We start from the raw sequence: 15994 nt of genomic DNA, 5'->3' as shown, positions 1-15994 counted from the left end.
TGACCGATTATTCAGGTGCAGCTTGTGCCAGGATGGGAAGCACTTTCGCCGGTTATTGGAATAACACTGAAAGAGAGCAAAGTCGCAATGTGGCCTGGGGAGTGTCGGATGATTACGATGCTGAATGCTTGGTGATATAAGTTGCAATTGCGCAGGTGCACGCCGCCAGCGCCGCGATCAACTTATCAGAAGCTCGCGAACACGCGCTTCCACTGCAGAGGACAATCGTTGTCCGGCCGGGGTTGCGGCCCGGAGAAAGCGGCGCTGCGACGGTGTAGCCGCGCAGAGCACCCCTGGTGCGATCTCGTAATGACGTTGTGTACGTTTTGATGAAACTTAGTGAAGCGCTAAGCGAGATTGATCGCACTCGCCGCATCGGTGAATTCTCGGCTGCAGTGCTGAAGCACGACAAGCAGCTGCGGATGGTGGACCACGCAACCTTTCTGCAAAAGGCCGCCGCGGATTTCCAGTTTCGATTTGTGGCATGCTTCGAAGAAGACATCCGCGCCGGGAAATCGTTGGGGTACGCTACGACATGCAACGCGGTGAGCCGGCAGGCCGGAGGTCAGGCAGGTACCCAAGCGTGCGAGCGCATAGCTGCATGTATATCGCGGCTTGATTACGCTCTGATTAAGGAAGTCGGGCTCAGAGCCCTTTCGTTGTTCGCATCATCATTTGGTCGACACGCAAGAGTGGCGGATTGCCGTAGTGCAACGATCAGAATCGCCGAATGTTGTCACGATGAAAGCCGGGCGCTTCAGGAGTTGAACAGCCAAAGTCTAGGATTGCTGGTGAACGGTTTCAGCAAGTGGCCAGAAGAGACGGCCTCTCGCCAAGCCGCGATCGCAGTCGCGGGTGAGGTGTTTCGCCGTGCAGACCGCCATGCCCAGCTCTCTGAGTTTACCCCGCGGGGACTGGCGAACCTGGTGCACGGTTTCAGCAAGTGGCCAAAAGAGGCTGTCTCTCGCAAGCATATTCGCGATTACGGGTGAGGTCCTTCGCCGCGGCGACCGGCTCTCTCATTTCAATCAGCGGGACTTGGCGAAGCTGGTGAACGGTTTCAGCAAGTGGCGAGAAGCGGCTGCCTGTCGCCAAGCCACAGTGGCGATTGCGGGTGAGGTCCTTCGCCGCGGGCGATCAGCTCTCTCATTTTAATCAGCAGGACCTGGCGAACCTGGTGAACGGCTTCAGTAAATGGCCGGAGGAGCCCTCGGCAAGCCACAGTCGCCATCGCGGATGAGGTCCTTCGCTGTCCCGGCCGGTTCTCTGGTTATATTCATCAGGGACTGGCGAACCTGGTGAACGGTTTCAGCAAGTGGCCAGGTGAGGCGGCCTCTCGCCAGGGCACAGTTGCGATCGCGGGCGAGGTCCTTCGCCGAGCCGACGGTTCTCTGATTTAACTCAGCAGGGACTGGCGAATTTGGCGAACGGCTTCAGCAAGCGGCGGGAGGAGGCGGCTTGTCGCCAAGCCACAGTCGCGATCGCGGGGGAGGTCCTTCGTGTACCTCAGCTCTCTCAGTTCACTCACCCTCACTTGGCGAACCTGGTAAACGGTTTCAGCAAATGGCCGGAGGAGGTGGCCTCTCGCCAAGCCGCATTCGCTATCGCGAGCCTTAGCCGGGCCGTCCGGCTCTCTGATTTATACCCAGCAGGACCTGGCGAACCTGGTGAACGGTTTCAGTACATGGCCTGAAGAGGCGGTGTGCCACCGTGCGATAGGAGATATCGCTAGAGCTAGAAGGCCAATATTTCAATCACGATTCCTACAAAAGAGTCGCAGCAAGGAAGCAGAGATACGCTGGATCAAGCGAGCGCCTAGGAGCTCGAGCAGCGCCTGCGAAAGATCAGCAACGAGGTTGCACACCGCCAAGGACATCCGCCACTGGGGAGCCGAAAGGGTATTGCCGCTGGGCAAGCACACCCTTCTGCGAGAGCCGTGTCCGGTTGAAGACGTCAATTTTCAGAGTCCGATAATGAGCAGGTAGTAGTCCGTCGGCGAAGCACATCGTTTTCCTCTTCGAGCAGCCTCGCACAGAAGGTCTTGTGGCACGCCGATTGCTCGGCGACGGTGAAGAATCCGTTATGACAATGACGATGTCGCAGGCACCGGCCCGGGAGTTTAGATGAGGGACTTGCTCAGTTGATCCAAATCAATGCCATAACTGCTGCACTTTTGAGTGCGGTCACGAAATTGAAGTCACGTCCTTCGTGGTGCCGCTGTCATTCGGCCAGCAGCGGCAGTCTTCCTATCGCGTCTGATCGTCGGCCGAGAGGCGCATCCAAGTGGGGCTTCGGTTTCGGGGCGCGCTGGCGAGCCTGCCTTTCATTCCGCCTTGTCCGGAATGGTCGCGTATGAGGCGCTGCGCACTGCCTTCGTAGGGCGCGGCAAGCCGTTCCAGCAGGGCGGGTCGAGGTGAGACAGAGAGCTCCGATCGGCGCGCAAGATTTTTCAACGAAGAGAACGGAGTACAGGTGCCCAGCCAACTTCCACAGCGTGGTGCTGCGCCGTGGCCAGAAAATTTGAAGCGGGTTTATGACCGTCGTGCACCAGGAGAAAGCGGATGAAGTTTGGACTGTTTTATGAACACCAGTTGCCGCAGCCTTGGGAGGACGGCAGCGAGCGAAAATTGTTCAGTGATGCGCTGGAGCAGATCGAACTGGCCGATCGGCTCGGATTCGATTACATGTGGGAGGTTGAGCATCATTTCCTCGAGGAATACTCCCACTCATCCGCACCCGAGGTATTTCTGGGGGCCGTCTCCCAGCGTACAAAGACTATTCGCATTGGTCACGGCATTTGCCTGTCCTCCCCGAATTACAACCATCCGGCGCGGGTGGCGGAGCGCCTGGCCACGCTCGATCTGATCTCTGGGGGACGCGCTGAGTGGGGGACCGGAGAATCCGCGTCGCTGATCGAGATGCATGGCTTTGGGATCGAGCCCGAGCAGAAAAATGCTATGTGGCGGGAAGGCGTCGAGCAGACCGCCAATATGATGACTATGCGGCCGTATCCCGGGTACGACGGGCAATTCTTCACAATGCCGACCCGTAACATCGTGCCAAAGCCGGTCCAGAAGCCACACCCACCGATCTGGATGGCGTGTTCACGGCGCGAAAGTATTTTGCGTGCCGCGCGTCATGGGGTAGGGGCGCTGGTTTTTGGATTTGTGGAGGCGTCGCAAGCGAAAGTTTGGCGCGACGAGTACTATCAGATCATCAAGTCCGATGAGTGCGTGCCCATTGGGCATTCGGTAAACGCCAATATCGCCGCTCTCAACGGTATGATGGTTCATGAGAACGCCCAAGAAGCTATGCGTCGAGGACTCGATGGTTTCAAGTTCTTCGGCTATTCGATCGCGCATTATGCGGTATATGGCGAACACCGTCCTGGGCGCACGAATTTGTGGCGGCGCTTCCAATCGATCAAGGACGAGATGAAGCAGACGCCAGGCTCAGGCAGCATCGGACAGCCGAGGAGCGTTCGCGAGCATCTCATGGGGTATGCTGATGTCGGTATCGACCAGATGATCTTTATCCAGCAGTGCGGCATGAATAAGCACGAGCATATCTGTGAGGCACTCGAGCTGTTCGCCAAAGAGGTCATGCCTGCTCTGAAAGAACGGGAAGACGAGCGCGTCCGACGTAAAGAAGAGGAGCTGGCTCCCTACGTAGAGGCGGCACTTGCCCGCAAGCCATCGATGCCCGAGCTGAGCGAGTCGGACATCCCGAATGTCGAGGCGATGGGCATCGTGCTCGAGCGTTGTACAGGTAAGGACTACGCCGCGGCGGGTGGCACTTTTGCGGACCCGACCCGCGGAGGCGCCATTCCGATGGCTTCACGCGAGTCCTTCGCCAAGTCGACCAATGCCGACTGATAGCACCACGATCGGATCTGCCCGAATGGGCGGGTGGGTTGGTGGCCGGCAGCCACCGAGGAAATCGGCCACCCCTCGCTCACGGTCCGAAAAAGCTTGTGTGCTGGCCCGCACCACGCCGCTGTGTGAGGCATGATTGCCGCGGAACTGCGATCAAGATTAGCGCGCGCGAAGCGCGATCACTCCCAGGATTGTGGCGGTTCTCAAGTTAGCGCCGATTGGACTTGGATCAGATTTCCCGAGCGGTAATTGGGTCGTGTCGCAGCCGTTCCCGCTCGGGAAAATTTCGATGTGCGGAACCTCATTTGGGCCGTAGTTTTCCCGATCGGTAAATTCAGGCCTGCTAGAGTGCCTTTCGGGGCTAATATTCCCGCTCGGGAAAAATGACATGACCATCTCGACCACCTCAGAACTCGGCGAGACGATCCGGAACCGGCGGACCTCCTTAGGTCTTCGGCAGCAGGACCTCGCCTTGGCAGCGAACGTCGGCGTCCGGTTCATCGTCGACGTCGAGAATGGCAAGGAGACAAGCCAGGTCGGTCTGGTCCTCCGCCTGCTGCACGCGCTCGGCATCCGGTTGGCGGCGGAAATGAGCCCTGTGCCGGCGGTTCGGTCGGCCAGCGAGGAATCCGAAACCTTCGACCCTGATAACTTTACGCCGTCATGACGAGCACGCCGAAAGTGGGCGGCACCGGCGAGACCCTGGAAGTCTGGTGCGGCGACAAGCTCGTCGGGCTGCTGCGCCGGCGCTCGGAGCAAATTCAGGACATCGAGTTCGTCTACGATGTAGCGTGGGTGAAGGATCCTCAGGCGTTCGCCGTCTCGATCCGCATGCCGCTCGCTCAGCGCGTTCACGAGCCGGACGTCGTGTACCGATGGTTTTTGAACCTACTGCCAGAAGGCCGGACGCTGAGGACGGTGGGCACCATCCTCAAGATTCCGGAGGCGAACGTGTTCGCGCTCCTTGAGGAGTTGGGAGAGGATCTTCCGGGCGCACTCGAAGTCTACCGGCCCGCCGACCAGCGACCGAAGCGAACGCCGCGTTATAAGCGGCTCACCGAAGCGGAGCTCGCCGCCGCCATTCGGCGCCTTCCGGAGAAGCCGCTTCTCGTCGGCGAGGAGGGCATCCACATGTCTTTGGCCGGCGCGCAGGACAAGCTTCCTGTAGTCCGGTATCCGGACGGCGGCGTCGGCCTCGCGCTCAATGGCGCGCCGACGACGCATATCCTCAAGCCGGCCAACAAGCACTTCAGCAACGCCGTCGAGAACGAGGCCTTCTGTCTTCGCTTGGCGGCCAAGGTGAAGCTACCCGTCGCCGAATGTACGATCGGAAAGGCGGAGGATTTCGACTACCTGCTGGTGAAGCGCTACGACCGCGAGCCCCACGGGCGAAGCCTCCGCAGAATCCATCAGGAGGATTTCTGCCAGGCCACGGGGCACATCCCGTCGACCAAATACGAATCCAATCCGGCGACCAAGCTGCGTGGACCGACCCTGAAAGACTGCTTTGACGTTCTGCGGAACACGCAGGCAGGCGCCTTCAACGCCGCCCGTTTCGTCGATTTCTTTGTCTTCAACGTTCTCTGTGGAAACTTCGATGCGCATTCGAAGAACTATTCGCTGCTGCTGCAGCCGAGCGGCGCCGTCTCCATGGCGCCGCTCTACGACGTCATGAACGGCGACATCTATCCGGACGTCACGCGAAACCTGGCGATGAAGATCGCCGGCAAGAACCCCGGTCACTGCATCTACGCCCGACATTGGGATCGGATGGCGGAGGAAAACCAGCTTTCCGGCGCGCAGGTGAGGCGCCGCGTCGGCGAATTGTCTCAGGCTGTCCTCGATGCACTGCCCTCCGTCGTCGAAGAGTTGAACGCGCTTAAGAAGTCTCCGGTCTACCAGCAAATCTCGGACTACGTCGCCGGCTATTGCCGCGACATGCTACGGAATCTGAAAAGCGATGCCGAGGACGAGCCCGAAAAGAACCCGGATCCCGAGGCCGCTACGCGCCCCCCAGGATTCTCTTGAACATTTTTGCAGAACTGCGTCGCGGGGGTGAGGTTAAGCTTACTCTTCGACGTTGATGGCACATAGGTCGCGCGCCGCAGGTCAGGAAGGGCTAATGTGCACGCTCATCTCATGCTGAGCGGCGCGTGAGTTTTCAATTATCCGTACTGAAAATATTAGCCGGCAGCCGAGGGGCACGCCACGATCCGGGTCATAAAGCAATATCTCGAGATCTTCTACACGAGCGGATCGGATTGGGTCGCACGCATGAAGCGTCTGACTGCTCTCGCGCCAGATCTCGACACCTTCAGTCAGCATTTGGACGTCCGCCAAGCTGAAGAGTAGCGCATCATGGACGACCGTCGAGCGATTCTGGAGGCGCTAGAACATCCGCAAGCGGAAGAGCCGGAGAAACCCGAGCTGGTCGAAGCCACTTCGAGCAAGGCCCCGGTGACCGCGTTGTCGCCGCAACGGCAGGCTTGCCGAACGAAGCGCGCCCCGCGACGTAACGCGAGGGCGTAGGAACGCGCCTAAATTTCGATCTTTGGCCCTTACGAGGGCGGTGCGCGTCGACGATCCGCCTGGCGCTGCCGAATAGAGGGCACGTCATCGCTCCGGAGAGCCTATGGAGGGCGAGCTCCCCCGCCGGGTAATCTCACCGCCACTAGGGTCTGTACTCAATAAATATTCCGGTCTGGGCTGATTTGTGATTCAAGCTTCCAAGCGAAGGGGGCGAAGCAACTGTACTGCCTGAGCGAGTTGGAGTGGAAGCGGATCGAACCGCTGTTGCCACGCGGGCGGCGCGGGGCGCACCGCATGGATGACCGGCGCGTGATCAGCGGGATTCTTCACATGCTGCGATTGGGCGCACGCTGGCGAGACTGTCCGCTAGACTACTGGCCGTACACAACGATTTACAACCGCTTTAACCGCTGGAGCCGCCAAGCTGTGGAGCAATATTCTCTACGCGTTGACCGGCTCGCTCGCGCGGCGGGCGCACCACGCGAGCATCCTAAAGGATGATCTGGAAAAATGGGTACCGGTTTTCGGCGAAAGGATCGCGAAACGTTGCCGCGGCAATGCGGCCTCGCCGGCCTCCCGCGGCGCGGGCTTAAGCGTTTACGGCGTGCTCGCTGAGGAACGCCTGATAGGCAAGCCGGATGCCGTCTTCGAGCCGCGTCGTGGCACGCCAACCGAGCTTGGCCAACCGGCTGACGTCGAGCAGCTTGCGCGGCGTGCCGTCCGGGCGCGAGGTGTCAAAACTGATCGCGCCGGCGTAGCCGACGGTTGCCGCCACGACGCGGGCGAGTTCGGCGATCGTGATGTCCTCGCCGGTGCCGATATTGACCAGTTCGTCATCCGAATAGGTCTTCATCAAATGGATGCAGGCATCCGCGAGATCGTCGACATAGAGGAATTCGCGCCGCGGCGTGCCGGTGCCCCACACCGCGACCTCGCTGGCGCCGGATTGCTTCGCCTCATGGAAGCGGCGGATCAGCGCCGCGACGACATGGCTGTATTCGGGATGATAATTGTCGCCGCGGCCGTAGAGATTGGTCGGCATGACATTGATGAAGTCGGCGCCATACTGGTTGCGATAGGCCTCCACCATCTTGATGCCGGCGATCTTTGCAATCGCATAGGGTTCGTTGGTCGGCTCCAGCGGGCCGGTCAGCATGGAATCCTCGCGCAGTGGCTGCGGCGCCAGCTTGGGATAGATGCAGGACGAACCGAGGAACATCAGCTTCTCGGCGCCATGGACATGCGCCGCGTGGATCACATTCGTCGCGATCGCCAGATTATCGTAAAGGAATTCGGCGCGCAGCGTGTTGTTGGCGACGATGCCGCCGACCTTGGCGGCGGCGAGAAACACCACCTGCGGACGCCTGGCGGAGAACCATTTGTTGACCGCCGCCTGATCCCGCAGATCGACTTCATTGCGGGCAGTCGTCAACACTTCGACGTCTTCACGCCCCAGCCGGCGCACCAGCGCGGAACCGACCATGCCGCGATGTCCGGCGACGTAGACCGTCTTGCCTTTCAGCTCAAACGGTATGCTTGCCACCTGCCGCCTCCCGCCGTGCGTCTGCGAGGTCGCTCGCGACCATCTCCTTGACCAACTGGGCAAAGGAGGTCTTCGGCTTCCAGCCGAGCTTCTCCCGGGCCTTGCTGGCGTCGCCGATCAGAAGGTCGACCTCCGTGGGCCGGAAATACTCCGGATCGATCCTGACCACGGTCTTGCCGGACTTCTTGTCGACGCCGGTCTCCTCGACGCCCTTGCCGCGCCATTCGATGCTGCGGCCGACTTCGGCAAAGGCGACTTCGATCAGTTCGCGCACCGAGCGCGTCTCGCCGGTGGCGAGCACGAAATCGTCGGGCTTGTCGGCCTGCAGGATCATGTGCATGCCCTCAACATAATCCCGCGCATGGCCCCAGTCGCGCTTGGCTTCGAGATTGCCGAGATAGAGCGCCTCGTCGAGGCCGACCTCGATGCGGGCGACGCCACGGGTGATCTTGCGGGTAACAAAGGTCTCGCCGCGGATCGGGCTCTCATGGTTGAACAGGATGCCGTTCGAGGCGAACATGCCGTAGGCCTCGCGGTAGTTCACCGTGATCCAGTAGCCGTACAGTTTCGCAACGCCATAGGGCGAGCGTGGGTAGAACGGCGTGGTCTCCTTCTGCGGCACCTCCTGCACCAGGCCGTACAGTTCTGAAGTCGAGGCCTGGTAGAACCGCGTCTCCTTTTCCATCCCGAGGATGCGGATCGCTTCCAGCAGCCGCAGCACGCCGATGGCATCCGCATTGGCGGTATATTCGGGGCTCTCGAAGCTGACGCCGACATGGCTCTGGGCGGCGAGGTTATAGATCTCGGTCGGCCTGATCTGCTGCATCAGCCGGATCAGGTTGGTCGAGTCGGTCATGTCGCCGTAGTGCAGCAGGAACGGCACGTTGTTGGAATGCGGGTCCTGGTAGAGGTGATCGATCCGCGCGGTGTTGAACGAGGACGACCGCCGCTTGACGCCGTGGACGGTATAGCCGAGCCCGAGCAGATATTCGGCAAGATACGCGCCGTCCTGGCCGGTGACGCCGGTGATCAGCGCCACGCGCCGCGTTGAGTCCAGGGCCGTCATTCTCTCTCCGGTTACGCGCAAGGGAGGGCCGTCATTTGCGAAGTCTAACTGAAAGTCGATTCAAATCAGGCGGTAGGCCGCAGAGTCAGCATCGACCGTGCAATTAGTGCTGGAGCCCACCTTTTGCCTTGTGCTGTGGTGCGCGATCGCATTCTAAAAAGGCACGAGTTGATCGAGAGGTGCACATATCCATCCGCTTATCGTCACGCCGGCACATGCACTATATATACATTGATATACATTGCGCAGGAGGGGCGTGCGTGTAATCGAGAATTCAAAGACAAAGTTCAACGGACCTCCGCGAGGCCCTGTAAGTAGGCAGCTGCCGAGCGCTCCAAAAGTTCTCGACAGGACTGCTGCTAGGCTTCGGCAGGCCTTCTCTAAGAGACTGCATATTTCCATGGAACCCACATCTTCCTTAACAGTACATCAGCAGATTGTCTCTCTTCTTCAAAAGCCGGATCCCGTTATCTTGGACATCGGCTGCAACGACGGAACCGATACGCGAAAGTTTGTCGAGCTCTGCCCGCAGGCTCAGCTCTACTGCTTTGAGCCAGATCCCCGAGCGGCTGCTCGCTTCAAGAAAAACATGGATCGGTACCTCGACAAAGTGAAGCTATTTGAGATCGCGATCAGTGACAGAAATGGCAGGATCGATTTCCATCCAAGCAATGGAAGTGGAGATGCGAAGGACTGGGATCTCTCTGGCTCAATACGCCGGCCCAAGAATCATCTCGTGGAATATGACTGGGTTCGGTTTGATCATCCCATCTCAGTTGAAACTCGACGCTTGGATGACTGGTGCAGTGAGGCGAAATTAAAGCGCATCGATTTCATTTGGATGGACGTGCAGGGAGCCGAATCCGATGTGATCGCTGGCGGCAGACATAGCTTGAGCAACACGCGCTTCATCTACACTGAATACAGCGACCAGGAGCTCTATGAAGGGCAGCAGTCCCTGCAAGCCATTCTTGACTTGCTACCATCGTTCGAAGTCGTGACGCAGTATCCCCATGGAGTCGAGGGTGATGTCTTGCTTAGGAACACGAGCCTGTAGAATAAGCTTTGAGTGCGTGCACAAGGCCGCCGAAGACATAGTCGGCCTCGATCAATATGGCCGGACGCTGATCGTACTTACTTGCAGTTCGGGTCGGCGAGCAGGATTACGACGAAGAGGATGAACAGACGTGATCGAGAGATGGACGCCACGGTTCCGGCTCCTCACTGCCTGCGATCAGCTCTTCGATAACAAGGCTCTCTTGAAAAGATAGCAGAACATGGTGCTGTCCTTCAATATGAGGACAGTATTATTTCTCCCGCCCAATTTTAGACAACCTGAAATAAGTGTCGGTGAATCGCTTTGAAGTGCGTTAAGTCCTGTTCGCCGGCGGGAGTTCTTCATCGCCTTGGTGTCGCTGATTTCGCCTGGGAGGCCGCGAACTCTTTTGTCGGAGATCGCGCTTGTTTCTTCACGACAGTGCGGGGATAGCAGAAGTCGCCGGCAACAGCGGCATACATTCTGGGCTACGCTTTGCGATGGCGGTTTTGGCAGCGGCTACAACTTCGCTTTCTGTTGCTAGGTGATACGGCCATGCGAGGAACACGATCATCGCTGATTGAGCCGTACGATATCTCGTCGATTGGACCACCAACACGCCTGCCGACTTTGGCGTTAGGAACGGTTGTGATTTGGTTACCATCAGTCAGGATGTCGCGAGCAGCCGTTGCACCCATTTGGCTCGATGATGAGCCGGAACAACGGCCATCCGTCGGATAGCTGGTGAAGGCGCAAGTGGTGATTGAGTCGGTCACATTGAAACTGTCGTCCAGCACGATGACGAGTGGGCGCGGCTTACCTGCATAATTCTTGCCGCAAGCGACGGTCCAGATCTCGCCGCGTCTCGTCAATCCAGGTCGGACAGGTCGTCGATCAGCCTGATCGTTGCGGCATGGCTGCTGGCTGCAACAGCAAGTGACTGACGATGGGCCTGCATGCGGAAAGATGGAGACCGCACATCGGGTACCCAAATCCCGAAGGGCCGCAAGCCCGACAAAAGAGCTTGAATCTCACGTTGCGTCAGGTCGTAGGCTTGAAAAATGTTGACCAAAGCCCATCATTAGCAACTCAAGTTTGAGTGCCACGCGACGTTAGCATTGAGAGATTCGTGTCTTCGCGAGCATCCTCGTGACGCTTTCAGTCAGTGTGCGCTTCGAGAGGCTGAGTCACTTCGCGTGATGGCAGGTCGAAACAGATCGGAGTGAAGTTCGAGGATCTACAGATCCAAGAGGGGTCGTAAGAGGGCTCGGTCGTGGTGCGACATGGGACTTAGATCAGTCCGTGCAAGTCGTTGGGGCGGCCGGCCTCCCGTGAGGCCCATGTGGGTGAGGCGTAGGCCGCACTGGCTGAGCCGGGTGGCACGTTTCGGTCTTCTTAGGGGCGCGCACGCGCAGCCGATCTTTGTAACACGTGGCGAGCGCGCCGAATTCTTAAGTGCGGTACCCACTGCGAAGGAGCTTAGCCTCTGTGATGCCTTGCGCTATCTCCTCCTTTCGTGGGGAACGTTGGGGAACCTCAGTCTACTGCTCACCGCGGCTGTTGCACCGGCATGTCACAGCATGTTCGTGTGATTGCGGACCGCCATGCGTGCAGAAGTCGACGCCACCGTTTTCGAGTTCGTGTCACGGCGAAGCGCCCAATCGGTGAGGTCGCGGATCTGGCAAATGTCTCGAACCTTCGAGATCGTATGCTCAAGGTCGTCTTTGAGCCTTGCTCTGCTTACCGCAGCCCCAGAAGTAGATCCTGCAAGTCGACGGAAGCTGTCTCGCGCCAAGTTTCGTGAGCCCGCATGATGTGGCCCTCGTGGCAACACAGGCGCGGAAGCGGAGCGGCTTTGGCCGGACCTTCGACGGCGACCACAACGTCGATAACAGGCGAGCCAACATTCAGAAGGAAGCATTTCTTGACTCAGGCCGAAAAAGACGTGGTCGAGCACATGCTCGCATCATTAGCCATGAGCTCGCTGCAAAGTGGCATTGCGCCCACCAACGAACAGGTTGCGCACCATTTTGAGCTATCATGCGAGAGGGTTGGACTTGTCGTTACACTTGAATCTGCGACCCGGATCTTCAATTGCATCGCACGTGAGATACACAAGGCGCAGTCGGTGCTCGAGTTCATCGGTCGCGGCACGGATCAAATGCAGTGAGCGAACGGAATGGAGCTCGTTGCACGTGCGCGCAGCACAAAGTCGCCCTCGTGGGTCGGCCCCACACGTTAGATTACACATAGACCACATAATTCTGCTCGAGGTCCACAAGCAGAGTACCAACCCGCCTCCGATCTCTGCCTCACCGTTTGTTCAAAGCCGTACCCGTCCACTCTGAGCACTCTGCGACAGCCCCGATAATGTGATGCAATTTGGCCAGCCAGGTGTGGCGCGAGGGCTGTTGATCGCGAAAGCGGGTCGCGTCAGCGCAGAGCTCGTCCGATGCACGCTCGATCGGTCCGATTCTTCCGTCAGAAATATCGAGCGTCGCAGAGCATGATTTCGTCTGTGACGCTGCGGGCCTTGAGTGGCCTGCGGTCTCAGGTTAGCTATCGTAAAGCAAGTGCAGATTTGCAGCTTCACACGTTTCCAGAACAAAGGTTCGCCCAATCTATGAAAACGCTCACGACGTTAGGGGCTGCTATCGGCGCAGCTTTGGCACACGACATCAGCTTTTCTGGCGGATCAATGTATGACCCGTTTCCCCTCCCATTTCCGGCTGAAGACGTCATGTTGGGGAACGTATCGCTTCGTCGTCGGCGTGAGTTCGCCTGGGGACGGCATCACGCTCATGAGGCACTGCGTAAATTGGGTTTCGCTCCTGTTCCGATTTTGTCGAGAGTAGATCGGGCTCCTCTTTGGCCTTCGGGAGTCGTCGGGAGCATTTCACACTCTTCATTTGATTGCGGAGCTGTTGTCGGAATTTCCAAGAATGTGCTCGCTCTGGGATTGGACATTGAAGATCAACAACCGCTCGAACCGGACCTTTTGCCGTTCGTATGCACCTGCGAGGAAATCGAGGGCAAGGAGTGGTCCAGCAGTCGCTTCGGCCCGAAATTGTTGTTCGCAATAAAGGAAGCCGTATACAAATCATATGCGCCGGCAACTGGCGAATTTTTGGATTTTCAAGATGTCAGTGTCAGAACGAATGACCAGTGCGGGGTCTTCGAGGCCGTAATTGTGAACCCAGAAAAGCCTACTAGTTTTGGCAGTCGAACCATAAAAGGAATCTATCGCCCATTTGTCGGAGGAATTCTAGCACTAGCCGTGCGATTTCGAGGCGCGTGATGCAATCTCGGCTCCTAAAATGCCGGAAGGCCACAGGAGACCTTATCGAGTTTGCCTTGCAATTGAAGAATAGTCTTCTGTTCTAATAAGCAAGTGAGGCCGGGCGTTGATTCCGATAAGAAGCTTGATATGTGTGACTCCGTAGCGCCTGGTTCCCCTGATCCCACTAGACAAGGTCCTCCAACGAGCCCTTTCTGATCGAATGCGACCTGAGATGCCGGTCAATCATGTGGGTTCTCAATCAGGAAACCAAGTATCGCCTGGCAGGTCACAACTAGCTGCCGTTATCCGGGTTTCGAGCGATGATGCCCACCGTCGCAATAGCGATGGCCATTAGGGCCAACGTCGAACCCCTATGCAACTGCGGGATGCGCAACATCGATCTCGTGAGAGCGACGCAGGCGAGCTTCAAGCAACAGCCAGGCCAGAGATGATCAATTGGTGGGCGACGGTTTGCCGAGTCGCGATTCGCCTTGGCCTGCGCACGCTTCCGTCCGGAAGCAAACGCGCCGATCGATTAGAGGAGGGGTGCTGCCATTCGGCGTGCCCGGCTCGACGGCGGAGTTACCCTTGGCGAGTTGTATCGGCAGCATGTATTTCAGTTCTGATGCTCAGGCTGGTTCGAAGCGGGCAATCGGCCGTCAGCATTGTGCTGCGTGAGACACCTATCGCTTGCTGTCGTACCGAAAGGGAGAACGGAAGCGTTTCAAAGCCTTCTTCATCAATATGGAAAAGCCGAGCGAATTCATCGGCGGTTCTCTGTCCGTTAAGTGACGAAAAGCGCGAACGCGTCGACCCGCGGGGTGAAACGCCTGCATCAGCGTGTAGTCAATTCTCGGATGGTGTCTCAACTGGAACAGCAAAGCCCGCCTTTACGCGATCCAATACGACCATTGTTTTGAAGCTCTTGATGTCCGGGTTCACATAAAAGAATCGCCGGGTGAACTCCTCATAATCTTCCATGGTGGGCGCGGTGACGTACAGGACAAAGTCCGCGTCGCCGGTGACGTAGAAGCCGTTGACGACCTCAACTGACGATCTGATGGCCTTCTTGAATCTATCGATTATATCTGAACGCTCTCGCTCCAGGGTCACCAGCACCAGCATTTGAATGGGTCTGCCCACCGCTTTCGGCGAAACGATTGAAACATCGGCCTCTATAATGCCTTCCGAACGGAGCCTCTTCAGTCGGCGTTGACACGCGGTAGCAGAAAGCCCTGCCATTGCGCCGATCACCTCGGACGTTAGGCGGTTATTCTTTTGCACGATCTCGAGGATGCGGGCGTCTATCCGATCGTATCGCATAATCGGCTCCCCGGGCTTGAGGTGAATTTCATCCCGAAAATCGTCCAAAATATCCCAAATGCATGCGATGATTTCAACAAATGACCGCGTGGGCGATCGCACCGTCCTGGCCGCTGGGTGATGACTCTGCTCTGCCAGGAGCCGATCATCCTGCCGGAGTAAGATCGGGCATTGAACCTTAACGTCGAGGTGTGAATGGTATGAGGCGTTACTGCGATCACCTGCTGCTCCCACCTTCGGCAAAGATCGTCCGCTTTAAAGAAGCGCCTATGCTGAAATTTCAAGCTGGCTCTGCTTTTTGTTTTGCATCCGGAGATTGCGGCCTCTCCGCTCTGACTTGCTGACGGATTTGCTCAAGCTGGCGGCCGATCGCGGCCTTCCGCAGGCAACGCGATTGCGCCAAAGACCGCGCACAATGTTCACACCCTTCTGAAAACGTTGCTCCACGATGCGGGCCTTCTCCTCGCCTATCCATCGTCGTCGCCGCCGGCGCCCCGGGGGCCATCACCTCGATGCAATGATAGGAATCAACACCCTGCCTAGTATCTTGCATCGCATTTGCCACCATTTCACTTCCATTGATCAACTCAGTGGGCTGGATCGCAGGGGAGCCGAAGGATAGGGAGGATAGGAGCTCATGCTGGTTAAGTTTGGTTAGGTGTTGAGCGGCACAGGCACTGAAGTTGACCTGAGCCTCAACGTGAAGGGAAATGTGGTCGCCAACAGCTGATCGAAAGCAGAACACTGTTCAACCAGGCGTTGCTCGATGATTTTTCGCTGCTCATCAGGCAACTCGTTTTGAAGCAACTTACGACAACGCCAAATGTCGTTCCGCACTGATCTCATCTCACTTAAGCTATCATCAATCGAACTGCTCATAGATGTGGCACAGTGTGGAACAACCAACCCTTGAAAACTTGTCAACAGCGTCATCCTTTGGCGAAGCCGCGCACCGTGGCTTCATCGCGAATTTTCAGGTGTGTTTGGGGGTGACCGGAAGATCAGGCCGACAGTGGAATCCATGTCACCGAGGTAGCATCGTAGATGCAAGCCTCGCGCGCTATCTCGGGGCCACCACAGATCATAGGCTCTCAATCGAGCCAAAATGGAAGCTTTGCGATGTTCGCCTCTAACCGGGCATTCCGTAGATAGCCTCCCTACATTGTCTTCACCGTTTCACCATGCGTCTTCGCCGCTTCCACCATGCCCGCAGGTGAGGTGCAGCGATGCCAAATCTGATGTGCACGTTCTTGGCGAAGCAGCTCGCTGAGCGCTTCGCGAGGATTGCTGAATTTAACGAATGTCTAGATCCTGATTAATGCAATGAGCTGCGCATCTACGG

General features: G+C 57.8%; 12 protein-coding genes and 1 pseudogene. 8 read left to right on the top strand and 5 right to left on the bottom strand.

Going from position 1 to position 15994, the window contains the following annotated elements:
* The first annotated feature begins 329 nt into the window (after positions 1 to 329).
* From LMTR3_RS13185 to LMTR3_RS36260, 5 genes and pseudogenes are all read left to right on the top strand, one after another.
* Complete coding sequence (locus LMTR3_RS13185; RefSeq protein WP_065745414.1) at positions 330 to 992, top strand: hypothetical protein; 663 nt, start codon at positions 330 to 332, stop codon at positions 990 to 992.
* A gap of 1569 nt (positions 993 to 2561) precedes the next feature.
* On the top strand, positions 2562 to 3875 hold the full coding sequence (locus tag LMTR3_RS13180) for an LLM class flavin-dependent oxidoreductase (protein WP_065745413.1): 1314 nt from the start codon (positions 2562 to 2564) through the stop codon (positions 3873 to 3875).
* Positions 3876 to 4263: 388 nt separating this feature from the next.
* The gene (locus tag LMTR3_RS13175; RefSeq protein WP_065745412.1) at positions 4264 to 4542 is read left to right on the top strand and encodes a helix-turn-helix transcriptional regulator; all 279 of its coding nucleotides are present in this window, start codon (positions 4264 to 4266) and stop codon (positions 4540 to 4542) included.
* A complete protein-coding gene (locus LMTR3_RS13170; protein WP_065745411.1) occupies positions 4539 to 5903 on the top strand; it encodes a type II toxin-antitoxin system HipA family toxin in 1365 nt (454 codons plus the stop codon). Before LMTR3_RS13175 ends, LMTR3_RS13170 begins: the two co-directional genes overlap by 4 nt.
* 720 nt (positions 5904 to 6623) lie before the next feature.
* A pseudogene (locus tag LMTR3_RS36260) lies at positions 6624 to 6827 on the top strand (transposase); the annotation flags it as partial.
* A 166-nt stretch (positions 6828 to 6993) separates the two neighbouring features.
* Here the strand turns inward: LMTR3_RS36260 and fcl are convergent.
* The gene (gene fcl, locus LMTR3_RS13165; RefSeq protein ID WP_084029569.1) at positions 6994 to 7947 is read right to left on the bottom strand and encodes a GDP-L-fucose synthase; all 954 of its coding nucleotides are present in this window, start codon (positions 7945 to 7947) and stop codon (positions 6994 to 6996) included.
* Complete coding sequence (gene gmd / locus LMTR3_RS13160) at positions 7928 to 9013, bottom strand: GDP-mannose 4,6-dehydratase (RefSeq protein WP_065745409.1); 1086 nt, start codon at positions 9011 to 9013, stop codon at positions 7928 to 7930. Before gmd ends, fcl begins: the two co-directional genes overlap by 20 nt.
* 400 nt (positions 9014 to 9413) lie before the next feature.
* Here gmd and LMTR3_RS13155 point away from each other — a divergent pair, with 400 nt between their 5' ends.
* The gene (locus LMTR3_RS13155) at positions 9414 to 10070 is read left to right on the top strand and encodes an FkbM family methyltransferase (protein WP_065745408.1); all 657 of its coding nucleotides are present in this window, start codon (positions 9414 to 9416) and stop codon (positions 10068 to 10070) included.
* 467 nt (positions 10071 to 10537) lie between these two features.
* Here LMTR3_RS13155 and LMTR3_RS40220 read toward each other — a convergent pair whose 3' ends face one another.
* Positions 10538 to 10921 carry a type II toxin-antitoxin system PemK/MazF family toxin gene (locus LMTR3_RS40220; RefSeq protein WP_084029568.1) on the bottom strand — a complete coding sequence of 128 codons (384 nt, stop codon included), beginning with the start codon at positions 10919 to 10921 and terminating at the stop codon, positions 10538 to 10540.
* Positions 10918 to 11121 carry an antitoxin MazE family protein gene (locus LMTR3_RS36250; protein WP_502686625.1) on the bottom strand — a complete coding sequence of 68 codons (204 nt, stop codon included), beginning with the start codon at positions 11119 to 11121 and terminating at the stop codon, positions 10918 to 10920. Before LMTR3_RS36250 ends, LMTR3_RS40220 begins: the two co-directional genes overlap by 4 nt.
* Before the next feature lie 852 nt (positions 11122 to 11973).
* On the opposite strand from LMTR3_RS36250, the gene LMTR3_RS13150 reads away from it, so the two are divergent.
* Together LMTR3_RS13150 and LMTR3_RS36245 are read left to right on the top strand one after the other, a co-directional pair.
* Positions 11974 to 12219, top strand: coding sequence for a hypothetical protein (locus LMTR3_RS13150; RefSeq protein WP_245319843.1), 246 nt, complete (start codon positions 11974 to 11976; stop codon positions 12217 to 12219).
* Positions 12220 to 12555: 336 nt separating this feature from the next.
* Positions 12556 to 13347, top strand: coding sequence for a 4'-phosphopantetheinyl transferase family protein (locus LMTR3_RS36245; protein WP_176721879.1), 792 nt, complete (start codon positions 12556 to 12558; stop codon positions 13345 to 13347).
* A gap of 828 nt (positions 13348 to 14175) precedes the next feature.
* Here the strand turns inward: LMTR3_RS36245 and LMTR3_RS13140 are convergent.
* The gene (locus LMTR3_RS13140; protein WP_065745659.1) at positions 14176 to 14652 is read right to left on the bottom strand and encodes an Lrp/AsnC family transcriptional regulator; all 477 of its coding nucleotides are present in this window, start codon (positions 14650 to 14652) and stop codon (positions 14176 to 14178) included.
* Positions 14653 to 15994: the final 1342 nt, after the last annotated feature.

The organism is Bradyrhizobium sp. LMTR 3 (assembly GCF_001693485.1).
GTDB lineage: Bacteria > Pseudomonadota > Alphaproteobacteria > Rhizobiales > Xanthobacteraceae > Bradyrhizobium.
This window is presented reverse-complemented; position numbering and strand designations above follow the sequence as displayed.

Coding starts and splice junctions, on each gene's coding strand:
- LMTR3_RS13175 (WP_065745412.1), top strand. CDS start 4,264: ATGACCATCTCGACCACCTCAGAACTCGGCGAGACGATCCGGAACCGG.
- LMTR3_RS13155 (WP_065745408.1), top strand. CDS start 9,414: ATGGAACCCACATCTTCCTTAACAGTACATCAGCAGATTGTCTCTCTT.
- LMTR3_RS36245 (WP_176721879.1), top strand. CDS start 12,556: ATGATTTCGTCTGTGACGCTGCGGGCCTTGAGTGGCCTGCGGTCTCAG.
- LMTR3_RS13180 (WP_065745413.1), top strand. CDS start 2,562: ATGAAGTTTGGACTGTTTTATGAACACCAGTTGCCGCAGCCTTGGGAG.
- LMTR3_RS13185 (WP_065745414.1), top strand. CDS start 330: ATGAAACTTAGTGAAGCGCTAAGCGAGATTGATCGCACTCGCCGCATC.
- LMTR3_RS13140 (WP_065745659.1), bottom strand. CDS start 14,652: ATGCGATACGATCGGATAGACGCCCGCATCCTCGAGATCGTGCAAAAG.
- LMTR3_RS13170 (WP_065745411.1), top strand. CDS start 4,539: ATGACGAGCACGCCGAAAGTGGGCGGCACCGGCGAGACCCTGGAAGTC.
- gmd (WP_065745409.1), bottom strand. CDS start 9,013: ATGACGGCCCTGGACTCAACGCGGCGCGTGGCGCTGATCACCGGCGTC.